Origin of the sequence: Streptomyces sp. NPDC127098 (genome assembly GCF_042722465.1) — a bacterium.
GTDB classification, from domain to species: Bacteria; Actinomycetota; Actinomycetes; order Streptomycetales; family Streptomycetaceae; genus Streptomyces; species Streptomyces millisiae.
Map to the genome: position 1 here is coordinate 108,407 of NZ_JBHXFJ010000005.1, position 20,959 is coordinate 129,365.

Sequence of the window (20,959 nt, forward strand, 5' to 3'; positions counted from 1 at the left end):
ATCAGTCCAGCGCGATCCGCCCTGCGGGCGGCCCGACCTGCGCCAACCCCGGGCCGGCGCTGGCCGGTTGCGGCCCGGGGCCGCTTCTCCTCGTCCCCCGTTACGCGAAGGGCGAACGCGGCCGCCGGCCGCGCCGGGGAGCGACGGCGGAAATTCCCTACCGCGGTGGCCGGAAAGGGCGGAGACTCGCCTCGTGCTTGAGATGGAGGCGTTCCGCGCGGCGGTCACCGCGTGGGCGGCCGGCGGCCCCGGCGACCGGGCGCGCGAGTTGGCGACCCGACTGTCCCCCCGGGTGGTCGTCCTGCTCGAAGGACCGAGCGACGTGGCGGCGGTCGACGCGCTCGCCGCGCGCCGTGGCCGGGACCTGGCGGCCGAGGGGGTCTGCGTCCTGTCGATGGGCGGCGCGATGAGCGTCGGCCGCTTCGCCAGCCTCCTCGGGCCACCCGGTCTCGGGCTCCGGCTCACGGGGCTCTGCGACGAGGCGGAGCACGGCTTCTACACCCGCGGCTGGGAGCGGGCCGGCGTGGCGCCGCGGGGGATCTTCGTCTGCGCGGCGGACCTGGAGGACGAGCTCATCCGCGCCCTGGGCGTGGCCCGGGTGCGGGAACTGATCGGGGCGGAGGGCGACCAGCGCGCCCTGGAGACCTTCCTGCGCCAGCCCGCGCAGCGGAGCCGCACCCCGCAGCAGCAGTTGCGGCGTTTCCTCGGCACCAAGAAGGGGCGCAAGATCCGCTACGGCCACGTCCTCGTCGAGGCGCTCGACCCCGACCGGGTGCCCCCGCCACTCGACGGCCTGCTGGCCGACGTCTGACCGGGGCGGAGGAGCGGGTCACCGCCGGCCCGCAGAAGCCGACATCGATGAGCCGCACGGCACACCCCACGGCAGCCGCCATGGCGCCGCGCGCGAAGCACCCCGCTGGCCGACGTCTGACCGCGGCGCGGCAACCGCTATGGCGCCGCGCGCGAAGCGCCGCGCGCGACATTTGTCGGGCAACGCCCGACCACCGCACGGCTATTGACATGGGCAGAACGTGCCCCCTACGGTCGACAGCGCGAGGTTGAATCGTTTCACCGCGTGACGAAGGAGTGCCGTGTCGTTGCTCCAACTACGCGAGGTCACCAAGTCCTTCGGGCCCGTCGCCGCCGTGCGGGACGTGTCCTTATCGCTCGAACCCGGCCGGGTGCACGCCCTCGTCGGGGAGAACGGCGCCGGCAAGTCGACGATCGTCAAGATGCTGGCCGGCGTCCACCAGCCCGACACCGGGGCGGTCGTGCTCGACGGACGGCCGACCCGGCTCGGTGGCCCGGCCGCGGCGCTGGACGCCGGGATCGCCGTCATCTACCAGGAGCCCACCCTCTTCCCCGACCTGTCCGTCGCCGAGAACATCTTCATGGGCCGTCAGCCCACCACCCGCCTCGGCCGCATCGACCGGGCCGCGCTGCGCGCCGCCACGACCCGGCTCTTCGAACGGCTCGGCGTCGCCGTCGATCCCGACCGGCCGGCCCGTGGCCTGTCCATCGCCGACCAGCAACTCGTCGAGATCGCCAAGGCCCTGTCCGTCGAGGCGCGGGTCTTCGTGATGGACGAGCCGACCGCCGCCCTCTCCGGCGTCGAGGTGGAGCGGCTGTTCGCGGTGGTCCGCGGCCTGTGCCGGCGCGGCGCCGCCGTGCTGTTCATCTCGCACCGCTTCGACGAGGTCTTCTCGCTCTCCGACGACATCACCGTGCTGCGCGACGGCGGCCTGGTCTCCACCGATCCCGTCGCCGAGGTGACGCCGGAGACCGTGGTGCGCCGGATGGTCGGCCGGGACATCGCCGCGCTGTTCCCGAAGGAGGAGACCGAGCCGGGCGAGACCGTGCTCGAGGTGCGCGGCCTTGGCCGGGCGGGCGTCTTCCACGACGTCGGCTTCTCGGTGCGCGCCGGCGAGATCGTGGCGTTGGCCGGCCTGGTGGGCGCCGGCCGCAGCGAGGTGGTGCGGGCGGTCTTCGGCGTGGACCGCTACGACACCGGCGAGGTCCTGGTCGCCGGTCGCCGGCTGCCCCCGGGCTCCCCCGCCCGGGCGATGGCCGCCGGCCTCGCGTTGGTGCCCGAGGACCGCCGGCAGCAGGGGCTCGTGATGGAGCTGTCCATCGAGCGCAACGCCACCCTGACCCGGCTGCGCCACCTGACCCGGCTCGGCCTGCTGACCGGCGGCGGCGAGCGGCGGGCCGCGGCCGAGTGGGCCGAGCGGCTGCGGGTGCGGTTCGGTCGGCTCGCCGATCCGGTGGCCACGCTCTCCGGCGGCAACCAGCAGAAGGTGGTGCTGGCCAAGTGGCTGGCGACCGGGCCGCGGGTGCTGATCGTGGACGAGCCGACCCGCGGCATCGACGTCGGCACCAAGGCCGAGGTGCACCGGACCATGTCCCGGCTCGCCGGCGAGGGCCTCGCGGTACTGATGGTCTCCTCGGAACTGCCGGAGGTGCTCGGCATGGCCGACCGGGTGCTGGTGATGCGCGAGGGCCGGGTCACCGCCGAACTGTCGCGGGACGAGGCCACCGAGGAGTCGGTGATGTTCGCGGCCACCGGGCAGCGGGGGGTGGCGGCATGAGCGCGACCGGCACGGACTCCTCGGTGGCCCCGCCCAGCCAGCGGCCGGCGCGTCCGCGCCGCGGCGAGGGACTGCGCCGGCTCGGCGCGGCCAGGGAGTTGGGGGTGCTGCTGGCGCTCGCGGCGCTGGTAGCGGTGACGGCGGCGTCCAACTCCCGCTTCCTCTCCGCCCAGTCGATCCAGGACGTGCTGCTGAGCGCCGCCATCCTGGTGGTGCTCGCGGTCGGCCAGACGCTGGTGATCGTGACCCGCAACATCGACCTCTCGGTCGGCTCGGTCCTGGGCCTCGCGGCCTTCGGCACCGGCCAGTTGATGTCCTCGGCGCCCGGCACGCCGATCCCCCTCGCGCTGCTCGCCGGGCTCGCGCTCGGCGCGCTGTGCGGGGTGGTCAACGGCGCGCTGATCGCCGCGGCCCGGGTGCCGGCGCTGGTGATCACGCTGGGCACGCTGTACGTCTTCCGCGGCGTCGACCACAGCTGGGCGGCGGGCGAGCAGATCAACGCCGCCGACATGCCGCGCGGCTTCCTGGACTTCGGCACCGCGACGGTGCTCGGGGTGCCGGTGCTGGCGCTGATCGCGGTCGCGGTGCTCGCGCTGGTGGGGAGCTACCTGGGCTCGTACCGCGGCGGTCGTGAGCTGTACGCGATCGGCTCGGAGCCGACGGCGGCCCGGCTCTCCGGGATCCCGGTCGGGCGGCGGGTGTTCGGCGCCTTCGTGGCGAGCGGCGCGCTCGCCGGCCTCGCCGGGGTGCTGCACGCGGCCAGGTTCGGCACGGTGGACGCCACGGTGGGCACCGGGCTCGAACTCCAGGTGGTGGCCGCGGCGGTGGTCGGCGGGGTGGCGATCTTCGGTGGCAGCGGGTCGGCGTACGGCGCGGCGCTCGGCGCGCTGCTGCTGACCACCATCGGCAGCTCGCTCGCGGTGCTGCGGGTGGATCCGTTCTGGCAGCAGGCCGTGGTGGGCGGGTTGATCCTCGCGGCGATCGGGCTCGACCGACTGCTGGCGGCCCGGGTGGCCGGCCGGCGGAGCAGGAGGGTGTTCGATGGTGCGTGACACGCTCTACGCGAGTTCCCAGGAGTCGCGGGACGTCCGGGCCCGGGCCGGGCTGGCCTCGTTGGTGCGGTGGGAGAGCGCGGTCGTCCTGGTCCTGCTGCTCGTGGTGGTGGGCGCGGGGCTCGGCGTGGACGGCTTCGCCGACGCGCGCAACGCCAGGTTCCTGATGCTCGACGCGGTGGCGGTGCTGCTGATCGCGCTGCCGGTGACGCTCGTGGTGATCACCGGTGAGATCGACCTGTCGGTGGCGAGCACGCTCGGCCTGTGCAGCGCGGTGATGGGTCAACTCTGGCTCTCCGGCTGGCCGCTGGAGCTGATCGTGGTGGCGGCGGTGGCGCTCGGCGCGCTGCTCGGCGCCGTCAACGGGCTCTTCGTCACCGGCTTCGGACTGCCGTCGCTGGCCGTGACCATCGGCACGCTCGCGGCGTACCGGGGGCTGGCGTTCGTGGTCCTCGGCGACCAGGCGGTGGCCGACTTCCCGACCGACTGGACGAGCGCGGCGGTCGAAACGGTGGCCGGCGGGGCACTGCCCTGGGCGATGGTGATCACCCTCCTGCTCGCCGTCGGCTTCGGCGTGACGCTGCATCTGACGCCGTTCGGGCGGCAGTTGTACGCCATCGGCAACAACGCCGAGGCGGCCGCGTTCGCCGGTGTCCCGGTGGCCAGGGCCAGGTTCTGGCTCTTCGTGGCCTGCGGCGCGGTCTCGGGCCTGGCCGGCGTCTACTGGACGCTGCGGTACGCCAGCGCGCGGGCCGACAACGGCGAGGGCCTCGAACTGGCCGTGGTGGCCGCCGTGTTGCTGGGCGGAGTGTCCATCTTCGGCGGCCGGGGCACGCTGCTCGGGGTGCTGGCCGGGGTGCTGCTGCTCGCGACGCTGCGCAACGCCCTCCAACTCGCCGACGTGCGGGCCGACACACTCGACATCGTCACCGGCTCGCTGCTGATCGCCTCGGTGGTGATACCCAACGCCGTGGCGCTGGCCCGCGCCAGACTTCGCCGGCGCGCCACGTGACGGGACCGTCGCACCTCCCTCCCCTCCACCTACCGGAATCGCTCTGCACGGAAGGAAGTGGTCCGATGTACCCGCACAGCCGACCCGCCCACCGTCGTCGCCGCGCCGGCGTCACGGCCCTCGCGTTGGCCGCGCTGCTCGCCGCGGCCGGCTGCTCAGGCACCACGCGCGGCGAGGAGGAGACCGGCGGCGGGGGCGCCCGTTCGACGGCCGAGGCCGACCCCGACGCGCCGCTGGTCGAGGGCCTGAGCGTCGCCTTCCTGCCCAAGCAGGTCAACAACCCCTACTTCACGGTGGCCAACGAGGGCGGCCGGGCGGCGGTCGAGGAGTTCGCCGGCGAGTACAAGGAGGTCGGTCCCTCGGAGGCCAGCGCCTCCTCGCAGGTGAGCTACGTCAACACCCTCTCGCAGCAGGGCACCGACGTGATCGCGACCGCGGCCAACGACCCCAACGCCGTGTGCGGGGCGCTCAACGCCGCGCGCGAGGCCGGCGCGCACGTGGTGACGTTCGACTCGGACGCCAGCCCCGAGTGTCGCGACCTGTTCGTGAACCAGGCGACGGCGGAGGGGATCGCCCAGATCCAGGTCGAGCTGATCGCGGAACAGATCGGCGGCGCCGGGCAGATCGCCATCCTCTCCGCGACCCCCAACGCCACCAACCAGAACACCTGGATCGAGCTGATGGAGGAGGAGCTGGCGAAGCCCGAGTACGCCGAGATCGAGCTGGTGACCGTGGCCTACGGCAACGACGAGGACGAGAAGTCGTTCCAGGAGACCCAGGGCCTGCTGCGTTCCTACCCCGACCTGGCCGGGATCGTGTCGCCGACCACCGTCGGGCTGGCGGCGGCGGCCCGCTACCTGTCGGGCTCCGAGTACCAGGGCGAGGTGGCACTGACCGGGCTCGGCACGCCCAACCAGATGCGGGAGTTCGTGGCCGACGGCACGGTGGAGTCGTTCGCCCTGTGGGACCCGGCCGACCTGGGCTACCTGGCGGCCTACGCCGGCGCGGCGCTGGCCTCCGGGCAGATCACGGGCGCCGAGGGCGAGACCTTCACGGCCGGTGAACTCGGCGAGTACGAGGTGGGCGCGGACGGCGTGGTGGTGCTCGGCCCGCCGACGGTCTTCGACGCGGAGAACATCGACGAGTTCGACTTCTGATCGGCGACGCCGCACACCGGCCGCGGCCGGAACCGCACCGCCGGTCCGACCGCGGCCAGCGGCTGTCACCCGGCCAAGCCGCGATCACGCGGGACGGGGATGATGGTGGAGCAGTGGCCCGAGGGCCCAGCCGCCGATCCCAAAGCGGCGTCGGAAGAGGTACAACTCCGACATGAAGGCAATGCGCGGGGCACTGCGGGAAGTGGTCCGGGCCGGCCTGAGCGCTGCGCACTTCGGTTTGGGTGTCGTGGTGGTTGCCAGTTGATCGTGGGCTGTTTCGCCGGGCCCCTAGCGTTGACCGTCGACACGTACACATACCGCTCGACTGCCGGCTCCAGGGCGCGAGCCCCGGCGAGAATCCGCCGCGGCGCGAAGTCCGCCGACGACGTGTCGATCACGGCATCCCACGGACCGGCATCAGCCAGCCGTTTCAGGTCCTCGTCCACCGTGCGATCACCACGAATGGCCCGAACACCGGAAACGTCCCGGCCCGACAGGCCACGGCTGAACGTGTCGCCCCCAGCCACGTTCGAGAGCCTGCTCCGCGATGCGGCGACCAAGAAACCACCCGCCGCCGAGTACGAGAATCCGCATGCCCCGATCCTGCCCCACGTCGGCGGCACAGCAGCAGCCACCGGCCGCCACCTCCGGCCGGAGCGACACGATCGTTGGAGTAGCGCCGGTCAGGGTGTGGCGGATGCAGACCGCTGGTGACAGCGGTCTGCATCCGCCGGTGACACGAGTCCGGATGAGTCGTGTCAACCTCTCTGGACCTCACATCAGTTGTGCGCACCGGCCCACAGATAGTGCTGACCAGGGACGACACCGAGGGTCGTGGCGTAGACGTCGTCGTTTACGTCGCTGGTCCGCAGAAAGTGCCCGGTGTCCATGGACTGGATCGTTCCGATTCCGTCCGAGTTCGAGTCTTCGTAGTGCCACAGCTGATTCGGTTCGTTGCACGGTGCCAGCCAGACGGGATCCGGCCCCGAGCTGCTGCCGGTCGTCAGGCATCGGCCGGTCTCCCGATTCCTGATTCGGCTCTGTTCGCCGCTGTTGCTGAGGAAGTCCCAGTGCTGGTAGTGCCCGCCTTCGCTACAGCTCCCTGCCCACACATTGCCGCTCGGCGCCCCGGAGAGGCACCTGACCGTCTCGACGTTCGCGAATGCCCAGTAGGTCTCCTGCTGCGCCGACGCGGTGGAGAGGGTGCCCGACATGGTGAGGGCCGTGGCGGCGCCGGCGGCGACGAACGCCGAACGGCTGGCCCACGTGCGCCGTGGAGCGGAAGTCGACTCGGCTGCGGATGCCTTACTCATCCTGATCACATCAACCCTTCGTCTGGGTCCGAACCCGTTGGACGGCCGCCGGTCATTCCTTCGCACGAAGGGGACGGTCCGTCGCCACGACCGTAGAAGGGGCCCTGACGGCCAGCCAGAGTGCACGGTGCCAAGTTCCGCATGCCGGATCGTGCATGGTGGTCTGCGAGGCATTCTGATGATCCCGGAGATCCCAGAACGTGAAGGGCACCCTGGCCGGTTCGTCTCCGTGATGACCGGCGCTTGATCTTCAGCGGTCTCGGCGTGCGGCTCCGGCCGGGTCGTTCGGGCCCAGGCTCACATGCGGCCGCTGGACGGCAGCGGTCGGGAGTGGAGAGCGAGCGCGGACGTGCTCACGCCGATGGTTGCCGCTGCCGAGGCGTAACGCGCGCTGCGGGAAACACCGGCCGGTGGCCGTGCCGCTGAAGACCATCGTCCACCTGCTCCTGGTCGCGGGGTCCGGGAGAGGCGGCGATGGGATCCGCGCCTCCACCATCCCCCCCACCAGGCCAGGAACCACCCGCGCGCCGACCAACGCGGCCGCCGTGTAACCGTCGAGGGAGAACCCCACAGCGCCGAACCCTCCCCCAGGGCCCTTCGGCGGCGAGCAGGTCCAGAACGAGGGCGCTGTCCCTGGGACGCTCCCGGATTCGGCCGCCGAAGTTCGACATGGCCGACCACCGCGAGCGCCATGCACGTCGAGTGCGGGATCAATCGCCTCAAGCACCACCGGGCCGTGGCCACGAGGTGCGACACGCTCGCCATCCCGGTACGAGGCCGCCGTGCTGGTCACAGTCCTCAACGAGTGGCTGTGACCAGCACGGTCCCAACAGACCCTAGATGCTTGATCCGCCGCCGGAGGTGTTGCTCCACCAGGCGCTGTAGGCGTTCAGCGAGTACCGCTTCTGCACGCCGCTGGTCGAGGTGATCTCGAGGCCGAACTGCATCGTGTCGAAGGTGGTGTTGCGCAGGAGGTTCTGCGACGCGGCCCATCGCCAGACCGCCGCGGCGTCGATGGTGCCGGTGTCGCTCTGCCGGGCGGGGATGAGCTGCAGGACGTTCCAGCCGGGATCGGCCTGCCAGACCGACGCGTACAGGACGCCGCCGATGGTCACGTTGGACGCGATCTGCCTTCCCCAGCCGCCTGCCGTTCCCCCGGACCAGCTGGTGAAGACCATGATCTCGTCCTGGTTGCCGGTCGACCAGAGGTCGCTCGTCCAGTTCCAGTGGTCACCGCCGGCGACGGGAGCCGACGACGTGTTGTACCAGAAGCCTGCGGAGTTCAGCTGCGACAGCGGCGTCTGGGGCCGGACCGAGGTGTTCGGGTAGGACTTGATCCCGCCGCCGGAGTGGTTGGCATCGACGTACCAGGACTTGATGCTGTCGACGGTCAGGCACTGCGTGCCGTGGTTCTCGCCCCAGATGTTGTTGAAGACCGTCCACGTGCCCTGGGTGTACTGACCCCACCGGTCGCAGGTGGAGTACACCTGGGCCTGAGCCGGAGACGCGAGGCTCAGGAACCCGGCGATCACGGCGACGATCACGGCCAGCCGACCGAACCCGGCCGACCTGCTGCTGATGGATGTACGGGGTTGCCATCTCATGTGTCCCTCCAAGGACGGCGATGGGTTGTTCCGGCTCCCGGTCCGGTGGCGGACTCCGGCGCCGCGAGGTGTCGCTCGCCGACGAGCACGGGCTCGGGACGGCGCGGCTCAGCTCCGCCGGAGGTGCCTGCGCGGTTGGCCGACCGGCTTGATGGCCGGCCCTGGGCGAAGTGGTTCCTTGCGCTGCTCGCAGTTGGAGTCCCCGCCGAAAGCGAGGCGGCCGAGACGGTCGATCAGCTGACGCGTCGACACCTTCGTTCCGTTCGCATGCGGTGCCGCTCGCGGTGGTGGGTGGCTCGTGTCGTCGAGGTGGCGCGCTCAGGCTTGGCAGAGGCAGGGCGGGAGGTGTCGAAGCGCTTGCGTCTGCGGACAGTAATAATGACGGGGCACCTGAGCAGCAAGGCACTGTGCGGGAATACACATTTCTTTCACCTGCGAAACACCGATGTCGAAGCGCTTCGACGGAGGTCTGTTGGGAAGGTGCTGGTCACAGCCACTCGTTGGCCTCTGGTGGTGACGAGCGCGCGCCCGGCAACCGACGGCGGCGTTCCGGCCGGTGAGGAGACCTCAGTCCGTGAGGTCGTGGTAGAGCCGCGCGGCGATCAGGAAGAAGACCAGGAAGATCCCGGCGGCCCAGACCAGCGAGAGCCACACGTGGTGGTAGACGGGGCCGCCGCCGAACAACGCGCGCAGCGCGTCGATGGTGATGCTGACCGGCTGGTTGCGGGCGAACGGCTGGAGCCAGTTCGGCATGGTGGCCACCGGCACGAACGCCGAACTGGCGAACACCAGGATGAAGAACGGCAGGATGCCGGCCACCTGGGCGGTCTCCGGGTCCTTGGTGAGCAGGCCGATGGTGGCGTAGAGCCAGGAGAAGGCGTAGCCGAAGACGAGCGCGAGCACCAGCCCGAGCGCGATCGAGGGGAAGGCGGCGTGGAACCGGAAGCCGACGGCCGTGCCGAGGCCCACCATGAGGCCGAGCGCGAACACGCTGCGCGCGAGGTCGGCCAGGGTGCGGCCGGCCAGCACGGCGGAGCGCGCCATGGGCAGGCTGCGGAACCGGTCCACGATGCCGCTCTGCAGGTCCTGGGCCAGGCCGATGGAGGTGGCCATCCCGCCGATCATCACGGCCTCGAGGAAGACGGCGGGCACGACGTAGTCCACGTAGGAGATGCCGGGGACGGCGATGGCGCCGCCGATGGCGTAGCGGAACAGCAACAGCAGCATGGCCGGCTGGATCGCGGTGAAGACCAGCAGTTGGGGGGTGCGGACCAGGCGTCGCAGGTTGCGCCCCGCGATGCCGGCGATGTCGCGGGCGGCGACCGCCGGGTTGGTGGTCATCAGCCCTCGCCTCCCGCGTCGCGCCGGGCGCTCTCGTCGGGTGGCTCGTCGGCTGAGGCGCCGGTGAGGGTCAGGAACACGTCGTCGAGCGAGGGGTGGCGCAGCGCCAGGTCGCGGAGGGGGACGCCGGCCCTGCCCAGCTCCTGGCCGGCCGCGACCAGGGCGTCGGTGCCGCCGGCGGTGGGCACGGTGACCCGCAGCGACTCGGGCTCGGTCTGGGCTTCGGCGCCCGCCACCCGGGTCAGGACCTCGGCCGCCCGGGACAGGTCCTCGCGGCGGGTGACCCTGACGTCCAGGACGTCGCCGCCGACCTGGGACTTCAGCTCGTCGGCGGTGCCCTGGGCGATGACCCGGCCGTTGTCGAGCACGGCGATGTGGTGGGCCAGGGACTCGGCCTCCTCCATGTACTGGGTGGTCAGCAGCACGGTGGTGTCGCCGGCGACCAGGTCCCTGATGAACTGCCACAGCTGGTTGCGGGTGCGCAGGTCGAGGCCGGTGGTGGGCTCGTCGAGAAACAGCACGGGCGGCCGGCCGACGAGGCAGGCGCCGAGGTCGAGGCGGCGGCGCATGCCGCCCGAGTAGGTGCGCACCGGCCGGTCGGCGGCGTCCTCCAGGGCGAAGGCCGCCAGGACCTCCCTGGCCCGCCGGCGGCGCTCGGCCCGGCCGACGTGGTACAGCAGCCCGACGAGCTCCAGGTTCTCGCGGCCGGTGAGCAGTTCGTCGACGGCCGCGTACTGACCGGCCAGACCGATCCTGGAGCGCAGCGTGGCGGCGTCCTCGACGACGTCGCAGTCGGCGACCGTGGCCCGGCCGGAGTCGGGGCGCAGCAGGGTGGTCAGGACCCGCACCAGGGTGGTCTTGCCGGCGCCGTTGGGACCGAGCAGGCCGAGCACCCGGCCGCGCTCCACGGAGATGTCGATGCCGTCGAGCGCCTTGGTCGCGCCGAACCTCTTGGTCACCCCCCGCGTCTCGATCACCGGCATGGGCGGCGCCTTTCGGGTCTCGCGGGCCAGCGGTCACCATTCTGCGGGCGGGCCGGGCGCGCCGCATCCGGAGTTCCGTAGGGTGCCGGCCATGGATCTCGACGCACTGGTGGGCAGGGCCAGGTCGCTGGCGGGCGGCGGCGCGACGCGGACGGTGCTGGGGCTGGCCGGGCCGCCGGGGGCCGGCAAGTCCACGTTGGCCCAGACGCTGACGGCGGCGCTCGGGGACACCGCCGCCTACGTTCCGCTCGACGGCTTCCACCTGTCCAACGCGCAACTCGACCGCCTCGGGCTGCGCTCGCGGAAGGGCTCGGAGCCGAGCTTCGACGTCCGCGGGTACGAGGCGCTGCTGCGCCGGCTGGTCGGTGAGCCGGCCAGGGAGGCGTACGTGCCGGACTTCGACCGGTCGCTCGACGAGCCGGTCGCGGCCCGCCACCTGGTGCCGGCCGGGGCACGGCTGCTGGTGACCGAGGGGAACTACCTGGCCTGTGACCTGCCGGGCTGGCGGGAGGCGCAGCGTCTGATGGCCGAGGTGTGGTACGTGGACGCGGCGGCCGACCTGCGCGACGTGCGCCTGATGCGGCGGCACACCGGCTTCGGCCGGGACGAGGCGGCGGCCAGGGCGTGGATCGACGGCAACGACCGGCCCAACGCCGAGCTGGTCGAGCGCTCGCGGGACCGCTGCGACCTGGTGGTGACGTCGCTGGCCGGCTGACCGCCAGGGCGCGCCCGCGGCGCGCGCCGGCGTGCGCCTCCGTGTGACGGTTTCGCAGCCAACCGCGGGGCCGGCGGGGACATTTCCGCGAGTAGCGTGAAAGCGGGTGGCCGGAATCCGGCGGGGAGGCGGGCGGCGATGACGAACGGTCAAGGGCGGTGGTGGCGGCGCCATCCGGGGGCGCTGGCGGCGATGGGCGGCGTGCTGATGACCGCCGGGGCGGGCAGCGCGCTGGCCGGTTTCGTCCCGTGGTGGCTCGCCCTGGTGCTCGGCCTGTCCTCGGGTCTTCTGACGGCGGCCGGCACGGCGCTCTGGGAGCGCCACGCGGCCGGTGTGGCGCGGCGCGCCGCCTGGCTGAACGCCGTCGCCCAGGGCCCAGGGCCCGAGGACGCGGCGGCCCGGGGCAACAGCGTGCTGGCCGCGCTCAACCCGGAGGAGCGGGTGGTCGGCTTCAACCGGCTGCGGGACGGCGAGCTGCGGGCGTTGCTCGGCTGGTGCCAGGGAGCGGGCCCGGACGCCCGGCGGGTGACGCTGGTGTCGGGCGCGCCGGGCGCCGGCAAGACGCGGCTGCTCCTGGAGTGCGCCGACCGGCTGACGCGGGCCGAGACGGTGCACGGCTGGGCGCGGCGTGACCGGGAGGCGGCGGCGGTGGCCGCGGCGGTGGCGTGGGAGCGTCCCGTGGTGCTGTTCGTCGACGACGCCGACACCAGGCCGGGGCTGCCCGCGCTGCTCGCGGCTCTCGCGGCCACCGACGCCGAGGTGCGGGTGGTGCTCGCGGCCCGCGAGTTCGGCGAGTGGTGGGCGCGGCTGCGGGCCGGGCTGCCACGCGAGGCGGCCAGGGAGCTGCCGCCGGCGGCCGACGTCGTGCTCGGCCCGCTGGCCACCACCGCGCAGGACCAGGCGCAGCTGTTCGACCAGGCGGGACGGTACTTCGCGCGCCGTTTCCACACGGCGCCGCCCGCCGCCACGCTGACGCCGCCGCACCACCCCGCGCAGCCGCTGATGCTGCACGCAGCAGCGGCCGTCGCCACCGTGCGGGGCCAGACGGGGCAGGTCACGGTGGACGACGGGGTGCGGCGTCTTTTCGCCGACGAGGAGTCCTGGTGGGAGCGGAGCGCCGCCGAGGCCGGCCTCACCCTCTCCGGGTCCGCGCTGCGCTCGGCGATCGTGGCCGCCACGGTGCTCGGCGCCCGGGACCTGGACGAGGCGGTGGCGCTGCTCGGCCACTTCCCCGGGCTGCCCCGGCACAACCCGGACGCCATGCGGCGGCTCGCCGAGTGGCTGCGCGAGTCCTACCCGCAGCGCGCCGGCAGCTGGCTCGACCCGCACCTGCCGGCCCGGCTCGTCGAGCGCTACGTCGCGGACCAACTGGCCGCGAGCCCGCCGCTGCGGGCGGCCGTGGTCGCCGCCGCGCTGGCGCCCGCGCCCTGAGCACCACCGGCCACGAAGGAGGCTACGACGATGTCGTCCAGGACCACGGGCCCCGACCGGGCCGCCCGGCTGCTCACCCTGCTGGCCAGGGCGGCCCAGCACACGCCGAGCGCGCTCGGGACGGTGACCGCGGTGATCGGCGAGGCCCCGGGCCGGCTGCTGCCGGTGGCCGTCGCCGTGGCCCACTCGGGCGCGGGCCCCATCGACCGGGCGATCGCCGACGCGGTGCGGGCCTGCGAGCTGTCGCACGCCGAGCTGGTCGATCTCGAGCGGCGGATCCCCTATCCGACACACGCGCTGGTGCACACCGCGGCCGCCGTCACCGGCCGGCTGCTCGACCTGCCGGAGGACGAGCCGTTGACGCACGCCAAGCGGCTCGGTGACCACGGCATCAGGCTGTCCGCGCTCGGCGAGTGGCCGGCCGCGTTGGCCGTGGACGAGCGGGCGGTGGCGATTCTGCGCGGGCTGTTCGCCGAGGATCCGGAGAGCCACGCCGCCGAGTTGGCCAGGCACCTGAGCAACCTGGGCGTCGACCTGGGCCGGCTCGGCCGGCACGCGGAGGGCCTGGCGGTCGCCCGGGAGGCGCTCGACCTCGTGCGCGACCTGGCCGGCGAGGACTTCGCCCGCCACGGCCACCACCTGGTGGACGCCCTGCGGAACCTGGGTGTGGAGCTGTCCCGCGAGGCGCGGTGGCAGGAGGCGCTCGCTGTCGACGAGGAGGCCGTGGCCCTGGCCAGGCGGCTGGTGGCGGAGCAACCGGAGGACCATCTGGCGCGGCTGGCACGGTCGTTGATGACCGCCGGCGTCGACCTGACGAACCTGGGCCGCTGGGACGAGGCGCTGACGGTCGACGAGGAGGCGGTGGCGATCCTGCGGGAGCTGGTGGCCGACGACCCGGACCGGCACGAGGCCGAGCTGACCCAGGCGCTCAGCCATCTGGGCATCGACCTGCACCGGCTCCGCCGCCACGAGGAGGCGCTGCCCGCCTTCGCCGAGTCGGTGGCGGTCGTCCGCCGGCTGGCCGCGGAGAACCCGGCGGCCCACGACGAGGATCTGCCGCGCGCGCTGGTCAGGCTCGGCTCCGTGCTGACCGAGCTCGGCCGGCACGAGGAGGCGCTGGCCGCCGACGAGGAGGCGCTGCGGCTGACCAGGCCGCTGGCCGGTCAGGACCCGGAGCGGCACGAGCCGGAGCTGGCCCACGTCCTGGTGTGCCTCGCCGGCGACCTGTCGCGGCTGGAGCGGGACGCGGAGGCCGTCGTCAGGGACGAGGAGGCCGTCGCGATCAGCCGTCTCCTGGTGGCCCGCGCCCCCGAGGCCCACCGCCCCCAGCTGGCCAGGGCGTTACTCGGGCTCGGGGTGCGGGCGCACCGGCTGCGCCGCTGGGACGCTTCGCTGGCGGCCGACGAGGAGGCCGTCGACCTGCTGCGCGCGGCCGACCGGGCGAGCCCGGCGCACCAGCCCGAGCTGGCGCACGCGCTCGGGAACCTCGCCGCGAGCCTCGTCTCCCTCGAACGGCACGAGGAGGCGCTGGCCGCCACCCGGGAGCAGGTGCGCCGCTACCGCCGGCTGCGGGACGACTGGCCGGGCGTCTTCGACGCCGAGCTGGCCGCCGCCGAGTCCGAGCTGCGGCACCGCAGGGCCCGGGTCGGGATCGACGGGCCCGACCCGGAGATCGCCGCGCCACGCCGGCCACCGGCCACTCGTCCGGATCCGCACCAGGTCGGCTGAGACTTTTTGTCTCATGCACCGGTTGCGATCGCCCGTGACCCTGGTTGCATGGGGGCACGGGTGGGACCAGCCTGACTACAGGAGTTGATGACATGGCGCGGCAGGCCCAGATCGGCGTCACCGGACTCGCGGTGATGGGGCGGAACCTGGCCCGGAACTTCGCCAGGCACGGGCACACCGTCGCCGTGCACAACCGCACCGCCGCCAGGACCAGGGACCTGGTGGCGACCTACGGCCACGAGGGTGACTTCGTGCCGGCCGAGACGGCCGAGGAGTTCGTCGCCTCGCTGGAGCGCCCCAGGCGCCTGGTGGTGATGGTCAAGGCGGGCGCCCCGACGGACGCGGTGATCGACGAGTTCGCGCCACTCCTGGAGCCGGGCGACATGATCGTGGACGGCGGAAACGCCCACTATCTGGACACCAGGCGGCGGGAGGCGGCGCTGCGCGAGCGCGGGCTGCACTTCGTGGGCTGCGGCATCTCCGGCGGCGAGGAGGGCGCGCTCAACGGCCCGAGCATCATGCCGGGCGGCTCCGCCGAGTCCTACCAGGCGCTCGGCCCGCTGCTGGAGAGCATCGCGGCCCAGGTCGACGGCGAGCCCTGCTGCGCGCACATCGGCCCGGACGGCGCCGGCCACTTCGTGAAGATGGTGCACAACGGCATCGAGTACGCCGACATGCAGCTGATCGCCGAGTCCTACGACCTGCTGCGCAAGGTCGCGGGGTACGAGCCGGCGCACATCGCGGAGATCTTCCGCAAGTGGAACACCGGCCGGCTCGACTCCTACCTGATCGAGATCACCGCGGAGGTGCTGGCGCACACCGACGCCGACACCGACCGGCCCTTCGTGGACATCGTGGCCGACCGGGCCGAGCAGAAGGGCACCGGCCGCTGGACCGTGCAGACCGCGCTCGACCTGGGCGTGCCGGTCTCCGGGATCTCGGAGGCCGTGTTCGCCCGCGCGCTCTCCGGCCACACCGAGCTGCGCGAGGCCGCGCGGTCGCTGCCCGGGCCGATCCGCCCCGAACTGCACCCGGACGACGCGGCCCGGTTCGCGGACAGCGTGGAGCAGGCGCTCTACGCCTCCAAGATCGTGGCCTACGCGCAGGGCTGGCACCTGATGCGGGCCGGCAGCGCGGAGTACGGCTGGGACCTCGACCTCGGCACCATGGCCACCATCTGGCGCGGCGGCTGCATCATCAGGGCCCGCTTCCTGAACCGGATCCGCGAGGCGTACCGCCGGGGCGACGAGGCGCCGGTGACGCTGCTGTCCGACGAGACGTTCACCGAGGCGCTGCGGGACGCCCAGGTGGGCTGGCGGCACGTGGTCTCGCAGGCCACCGCGCTGGGCGTGCCGGCGCCCGGCTTCTCAGCCGCGCTCGCCTACTACGACGCGCTGCGCGCCGGCCGGCTGCCGGCCGCGCTGGTGCAGGGCCAGCGGGACTACTTCGGCGCCCACACCTACGAGCGCGTGGACCGCGACGGCTCCTTCCACACCCTCTGGGGCGAGGACCGCACCGAACACGAGGCGTAGCCGGCGACCGCCGGCGGGGGACCGGGACGGGGTTCCTCCCCGCCCGCCCACCCCTTCCCGCGCGACAGGCCGCGACGCGGCCACGTAGACCGGTCGGGCCCCCTGCGCCCGTTGCGCAGCGCCCGGCCCGGCCCACCGGGCCGGGCGGAGAGCCGGGGCCGAGTTGTCCCCCGCCCGCCCCTCCCCGCGCTCCGCGCGACAGGGTGCGACGCGGCGAAGTGGCCGGGCAGGGCCGGCGTGTCCCGCCGGCCCTGCTCCCCCGGCCGGGCGCCGGCCGGGGGAGCAGGCTCAGGCCGGAGACCCGCTCCGGCCGCCAGCCGCCCGCACCGGCTCAGTGGCCGAGGCCGGCTGCCAAGCCTCCGCCTCAGCCCGCCGTCGAGCCGTCGGCGAAGTGGCTGGTGACGCGGTAGCGGACCGTGCCGAACGGGGCGTCGTCGGCGTGTGAGAATCCGCGCTGGCGGTCGCTCAGCCGGGTCCAGTCGTCGCCTTCGGCGTCGGCCCGGTACACCGAGAACGCGACGGCGTGCTTCGGCTTGTTCCAGTGGACGACGACGCCGCCACCCGCCGCCCTGGCGACCGTGGGCCGGGCCATGCCGTCCTCGACCTGGTCGACGGCGACCGCCCGGAACACGGTGTCCGCGGTGGCGGCGACGCCCGCGTGCACCACCCCGACCATCGGGGTGACCGAGGCGCCGATCCGCTCCCAGCGCTCGCCGTCGGCCGAGACCAGCGCCGTGACCAGGTGCGAGTCGGCGTGCCTGACCAGCCGGACGAACGGCGTGTCGGCGACCCGGTGTTCGACGCCCTCGCCGAGGTCCACCAGCATCGGGCTGCGGGTGATGCCGCCGGACGCGTTCTGCCCGGCGTTGCCCTGGCCGATGTCCTCCCGCGAGTCCAGGCTGCGCGTCCGCAGTTCGAGCCGGCCGGCGGCGTTCGCCCCCAGGTGGACGTAGCGGGCCCAGCCGCCGGTGGCGTCCCGCAGCATCACCCCGTTGACCGATCCGGCGGCGCCCGCGAGCCGCGCGGTGACCGCGACCGAGCCGCTGACCAGCCGGCTCACCAGGTAGAGCGAGTCATGGTGGTCCCGGTCGTAGATGTGGTCGTCGTCGCCGGCGGCGAAGCCGGTGCCGGCCACGCCCGTCACGGTGACGGTGCCGCCGCGCACCACGGCCGAGCCGGCCGCGCCCTCCCCCACCGGGTCGTCGCGCCAGGGGCCGCCGCGCAGCGCCCGGCTGTGCGCCGGCGTCACGACGGCGGCGACCGGCGTGGCGGCGCGACCGGCGCCCCGCTCGTTCACCGCCTGTATCCGGTAGTGGTAGGTGGCGTCCTGGGCCGGTACCCGGTCGACGTGACTGGTCCCCCGCAGCCCGCGGGCCACCTCGGTGTAGCGGCCGCCGGCGCGCTCGGCGCGGCTGACCGTGTAGGAGGCGGCGCCGGCCGCCGGCTTCCAGCTGAGGCCGACCGCGCCAGAGCCCGGCGTGGTGACCACGACGTCCACCGGGCCCGGCGCGCCCGGCTCCGTCTCACTGGTGTCGAGGCGCAGCACGACGGCCGTACCCGGGTCGAGCGGCAGCGCGCCGTCCCGCACCCGGAGCCGCCGACCCGACACCAGGTCGAGCACCCGGTCGGCCCGGACCCCGGCGGGCAGCGGCAGCTGGTGGACCCGCTCGTTGCGGTGGGCGGCGCGGGTGGTGTTGGCGGCGAAGAGGTAGCGGCCGTACCGGGCGGCGGCCAGCTCCGGGTAGCCCGCGTAGGGGGTGTCCTCCCGGAAGTTGTCGCGATTGGTGCGGCCGACGCCCGGCTGGAAGGCGACCGGGGTCAGCTCGCCGGCCTGGGCCAGCGGCGGGGCGCCCGGCGCGGTGTAGCGGTCGTGGAAGATGGCCTCCTCGACCGAGGGGGCGCGCAGCGTGTACTCCCGGTGGCGCAGCACGCCCTCGGTGGCGAACTGCGCCAGCTGGTCGTGGCCCTCGTGTTGGGCGTGCAGCCGGCCGTTGGCCTGGAAGCCACCCTTGTTCCGCATGATGAGCGAGGCGAAGAGATGCGTCTCGCCATCCCGCACGCAGAACAGCAGGTTGTCGATGTCCACCCAGGCGAACCGCTCGGGCAGGTGGTCGCGGCCGACGCCGAGCCTGGCCAACTCGGCGTCGGTGTAGCGGTCGAGGTCGGTGTGGAGCAGCACCACACCGGCCGCCACCCGGCCGAAGCGGGGGAACTCGGCGCGGCCCGCGGTGAGGTACTCCCAGGTCTCCCTGAAGCCCAGCGTGTAGCGGTGGTTGGGCAGGATGCGGGAGTCGAAGAGGTTGAAGTACTGGTTGTCCACCAGCTGTTGCTGGAGGAAGCCGACCGCCTCGCGGGCGTACTCCCAGTAGGGCTCCCACTCCGCGCCCCGGTAGCGCTCGGCGTGGCGCGCCATGTGGTGTTCGAGGGAGGCGAAGCCCATGGCCTGGGCGGGGCTCTGCTCGTCGGTCGAGTAGGCGACCCGGCCGGGGTAGGCCGAGTTGCGGTCGTCGACCACCTGCTGCATCCGCATCACCCGCCGGCCGGCGGCGTCGACCGACTGGTGGCGGGTCTGGCCCCGGGCGTGGACGCTGCGCAGCGCGAGCCGCAGGATCTCGTCGTTCAGCTCCTCGTCGCCCGCGTGGCCCAGGGTGCGGTGGAACCAGGACGGCAGGTAGTTGGTGGCCTCCCCGTAGTTGCCGACGTAGCCGTTCTCCCGGGTGAGCCCGGCCGCCGTGAGCCCGGTGTGGTGGCGGCCGTAGGGCAGCCGGCGCACCACCTGCCCCGCCTCGTCCAGCTTGCTGGTGGCCAGTCCGCGCATCACCACCCACAGGTAGTCCTCGGTGTAGTGGGCGTTCCGGTCGTGCTGGAACAGGCTGTGGTAGAGGTCGAGTTCGCGGCCGGCCCGGTCGACGAGCACCTCCTCGCCGAGGAACGGCGCGGCGCCGAGCGCCTCCAGCGCGATGCGGTGGCTCCTGGCCCGGCCCTCGTAGTGCTCGGAGCCGATGACCCGCAACCCCTCGTGGGCCTTCCAGGCGCCCTCGTAGGTGTACATCACCTGGTTGTGGATGTAGGAGAGCCGGGAGCGCGCGAAGTCGAAGGACGCCTTGAGCACCCGCTCCCAGGCGCCGAACCTGGTCAGTTCCTCGCCGTCCCAGCCGACGCCGGCGATGCTGTTGTCGCCGTCCACGGTGCCGGTGACGAAGGGCTCGGCCAGCAGCGCGGCGAAGCGGTCGGCGCCGTGGACCTCCTCGTCGGCGATCAGGTTCTCCACGATGTACAGCGCCTCGCCGAGCGCCGAGTGGTACCCGCCCCAGTCGGACTGGTGGCCGCCGTTGCCCAGGCTCCTGACGTTTCCGTAGTACTGCCGGGTGTAGGCGTCGATCGAGGCGAAGATCCGGTTCAGCGCCGCCCGCTTCTGCTCGGGGGTGGCGGCCGGGCACCAGTCCGTCGCCAGGGCCTCGGCGTAGTACCGCAGTTCGTCCTGGTAGCGGACGATCGACATGGTGGCGGCCGGGTCGGTGTCCACCCGCCGGGAGAGGGCGTCGAAGGTCTCGATCTGGCGGGCGCGGTACCGCTCGACGAGGGCGCGCTCGGCCTCCGGGGTCAACGCGGGGGCGGCGTCGGTCGACTTCCGGTAACCGGTTACGTCACCTGCCTGCGGATCCACCCAGGGCGCGGTGTGGGTGAACGCCTCCAGATAACGGCGGGAGCGCGCGGTGACCCGGCCGGTGACCGAGGCGGCCACGGTGCGCACGGTGATCTCGACCGTGCTCCGGCCGAGGGTGGCGGCGAGCGGCAGCAGCGCGGTGGCGAGGAAGTAGCGACCCGTCAGGGCGGCCGCCCTGGTGCCCGCGTTGATCGGCTCGTAGTCGGCGGCGCCCCGGTAGCTCGCCTGCTCGCCGTCGACCAGCAGGATCGTCTTCTGGTCCGAGTCGTCCTCGCCCCAGAACCTGAGCGTGAGGTGGTTCTGCGCGGTGGGATCGACGGCGACGGTGAACCGCAGGTCGCCGCCGCGCTCGGCGGGGGTGGCGAGCGGCAGCGCCACCCGGGCCCGGCCACCGGTCGGCCCCGGCACGACCTCGGTGTCCTCGGCGACCAGGCCGTGCGCCCGCTCGGAGTCGGGGTCCCCGAAGAGGACGGTGTCCAGCGCGCCGGGTCTGCCGCCCGGCGCGCCGGCGGGCGAGGCGGGACCCGCGGCCAGGGCGGGCGCGGCGGCGCCGAACGGGAGCAGGCCGGTCGCCGTCCCGGCGGCGGCGACTCGGAGCATGGCGCGGCGGCTCGGTTCAGGGGTCATCCGATCGTCCTCCTTGGCGATGGAAGTAACCGTTTTCTCAGGAGGCGGCCCCATGGAGAAACCGTTTGTCTCCGAGATCGCTGCGCACGCTAGACGCCCTGCTCCAAGAGCGTCAATGCTCGCGACAGCGCCAACCGGCTTGCCGCGGCCGAAAGTTAGTAAACGATTTCCCCCGAGCCGGGAAGGCAGCGGCGTCGCCCGGGCGACGC

General features: G+C 73.4%; 14 protein-coding genes. 9 read left to right on the forward strand and 5 right to left on the reverse strand.

All coding sequences use genetic code 11. From position 1 onward, the window contains the following. Window positions 1–202: 202 nt before the first annotated feature. The 5 genes from ACFWI8_RS05625 (at window position 203) to rhaS (ending at window position 5,809) form a co-directional block, all read left to right on the forward strand. Window positions 203–811 carry a TOPRIM nucleotidyl transferase/hydrolase domain-containing protein gene (locus tag ACFWI8_RS05625; protein ID WP_387086341.1) on the forward strand — a complete coding sequence of 203 codons (609 nt, stop codon included), beginning with the start codon at window positions 203–205 and terminating at the stop codon, window positions 809–811. Window positions 812–1,091: 280 nt separating this feature from the next. Then, complete coding sequence (locus tag ACFWI8_RS05630) at window positions 1,092–2,588, forward strand: sugar ABC transporter ATP-binding protein (protein ID WP_387086128.1); 1,497 nt, start codon at window positions 1,092–1,094, stop codon at window positions 2,586–2,588. Continuing rightward, on the forward strand, window positions 2,585–3,640 hold the full coding sequence (locus ACFWI8_RS05635) for an ABC transporter permease (protein WP_387086131.1): 1,056 nt from the start codon (window positions 2,585–2,587) through the stop codon (window positions 3,638–3,640). Before ACFWI8_RS05630 ends, ACFWI8_RS05635 begins: the two co-directional genes overlap by 4 nt. Further along, complete coding sequence (locus ACFWI8_RS05640; protein WP_387086134.1) at window positions 3,630–4,652, forward strand: ABC transporter permease; 1,023 nt, start codon at window positions 3,630–3,632, stop codon at window positions 4,650–4,652. Before ACFWI8_RS05635 ends, ACFWI8_RS05640 begins: the two co-directional genes overlap by 11 nt. Before the next feature lie 65 nt (window positions 4,653–4,717). Further along, a complete protein-coding gene (rhaS, locus tag ACFWI8_RS05645) occupies window positions 4,718–5,809 on the forward strand; it encodes a rhamnose ABC transporter substrate-binding protein (protein ID WP_387086137.1) in 1,092 nt (363 codons plus the stop codon). A gap of 779 nt (window positions 5,810–6,588) precedes the next feature. Here the strand turns inward: rhaS and ACFWI8_RS05650 are convergent. The 4 genes from ACFWI8_RS05650 to ACFWI8_RS05665 all read right to left on the reverse strand — a co-directional run bounded on the left by ACFWI8_RS05650 (window position 6,589) and on the right by ACFWI8_RS05665 (window position 11,050). Beyond that, complete coding sequence (locus ACFWI8_RS05650) at window positions 6,589–7,122, reverse strand: ricin-type beta-trefoil lectin domain protein (RefSeq protein ID WP_387086140.1); 534 nt, start codon at window positions 7,120–7,122, stop codon at window positions 6,589–6,591. 836 nt (window positions 7,123–7,958) lie between these two features. Then, complete coding sequence (locus ACFWI8_RS05655) at window positions 7,959–8,726, reverse strand: hypothetical protein (RefSeq protein ID WP_387086143.1); 768 nt, start codon at window positions 8,724–8,726, stop codon at window positions 7,959–7,961. Between the two features lie 567 nt (window positions 8,727–9,293). Then, a complete protein-coding gene (locus ACFWI8_RS05660) occupies window positions 9,294–10,067 on the reverse strand; it encodes an ABC transporter permease (RefSeq protein WP_387086146.1) in 774 nt (257 codons plus the stop codon). Beyond that, the gene (locus ACFWI8_RS05665) at window positions 10,067–11,050 is read right to left on the reverse strand and encodes an ATP-binding cassette domain-containing protein (RefSeq protein ID WP_387086149.1); all 984 of its coding nucleotides are present in this window, start codon (window positions 11,048–11,050) and stop codon (window positions 10,067–10,069) included. Before ACFWI8_RS05665 ends, ACFWI8_RS05660 begins: the two co-directional genes overlap by 1 nt. 91 nt (window positions 11,051–11,141) lie before the next feature. On the opposite strand from ACFWI8_RS05665, the gene ACFWI8_RS05670 reads away from it, so the two are divergent. From ACFWI8_RS05670 to gndA, 4 genes are all read left to right on the forward strand, one after another. Next, window positions 11,142–11,765, forward strand: a complete 624-nt coding sequence (locus ACFWI8_RS05670; RefSeq protein WP_387086152.1) for a nucleoside/nucleotide kinase family protein — start codon at window positions 11,142–11,144, stop codon at window positions 11,763–11,765. Between the two features lie 138 nt (window positions 11,766–11,903). Further along, window positions 11,904–13,196: a hypothetical protein gene (locus tag ACFWI8_RS05675; protein WP_387086155.1), complete on the forward strand. Its 1,293-nt coding sequence runs from the start codon at window positions 11,904–11,906 to the stop codon at window positions 13,194–13,196. Between the two features lie 30 nt (window positions 13,197–13,226). Beyond that, complete coding sequence (locus ACFWI8_RS05680; RefSeq protein WP_387086158.1) at window positions 13,227–14,924, forward strand: tetratricopeptide repeat protein; 1,698 nt, start codon at window positions 13,227–13,229, stop codon at window positions 14,922–14,924. 92 nt (window positions 14,925–15,016) lie between these two features. After that, complete coding sequence (gene gndA / locus ACFWI8_RS05685) at window positions 15,017–16,456, forward strand: NADP-dependent phosphogluconate dehydrogenase (protein WP_311602856.1); 1,440 nt, start codon at window positions 15,017–15,019, stop codon at window positions 16,454–16,456. A gap of 364 nt (window positions 16,457–16,820) precedes the next feature. Here the strand turns inward: gndA and ACFWI8_RS05690 are convergent, their stop codons facing one another. Beyond that, on the reverse strand, window positions 16,821–20,750 hold the full coding sequence (locus ACFWI8_RS05690; protein WP_387086162.1) for a Tat pathway signal protein: 3,930 nt from the start codon (window positions 20,748–20,750) through the stop codon (window positions 16,821–16,823). Window positions 20,751–20,959 lie beyond the last annotated feature (209 nt).

Coding starts and splice junctions, on each gene's coding strand:
- ACFWI8_RS05640 (WP_387086134.1), top strand. CDS start 3,630: ATGGTGCGTGACACGCTCTACGCGAGTTCCCAGGAGTCGCGGGACGTC.
- gndA (WP_311602856.1), top strand. CDS start 15,017: ATGGCGCGGCAGGCCCAGATCGGCGTCACCGGACTCGCGGTGATGGGG.
- ACFWI8_RS05650 (WP_387086140.1), bottom strand. CDS start 7,122: ATGAGTAAGGCATCCGCAGCCGAGTCGACTTCCGCTCCACGGCGCACG.
- ACFWI8_RS05665 (WP_387086149.1), bottom strand. CDS start 11,050: ATGCCGGTGATCGAGACGCGGGGGGTGACCAAGAGGTTCGGCGCGACC.
- rhaS (WP_387086137.1), top strand. CDS start 4,718: ATGTACCCGCACAGCCGACCCGCCCACCGTCGTCGCCGCGCCGGCGTC.
- ACFWI8_RS05655 (WP_387086143.1), bottom strand. CDS start 8,726: ATGAGATGGCAACCCCGTACATCCATCAGCAGCAGGTCGGCCGGGTTC.
- ACFWI8_RS05690 (WP_387086162.1), bottom strand. CDS start 20,750: ATGACCCCTGAACCGAGCCGCCGCGCCATGCTCCGAGTCGCCGCCGCC.
- ACFWI8_RS05660 (WP_387086146.1), bottom strand. CDS start 10,067: ATGACCACCAACCCGGCGGTCGCCGCCCGCGACATCGCCGGCATCGCG.
- ACFWI8_RS05675 (WP_387086155.1), top strand. CDS start 11,904: ATGACGAACGGTCAAGGGCGGTGGTGGCGGCGCCATCCGGGGGCGCTG.
- ACFWI8_RS05680 (WP_387086158.1), top strand. CDS start 13,227: ATGTCGTCCAGGACCACGGGCCCCGACCGGGCCGCCCGGCTGCTCACC.
- ACFWI8_RS05670 (WP_387086152.1), top strand. CDS start 11,142: ATGGATCTCGACGCACTGGTGGGCAGGGCCAGGTCGCTGGCGGGCGGC.
- ACFWI8_RS05625 (WP_387086341.1), top strand. CDS start 203: ATGGAGGCGTTCCGCGCGGCGGTCACCGCGTGGGCGGCCGGCGGCCCC.
- ACFWI8_RS05635 (WP_387086131.1), top strand. CDS start 2,585: ATGAGCGCGACCGGCACGGACTCCTCGGTGGCCCCGCCCAGCCAGCGG.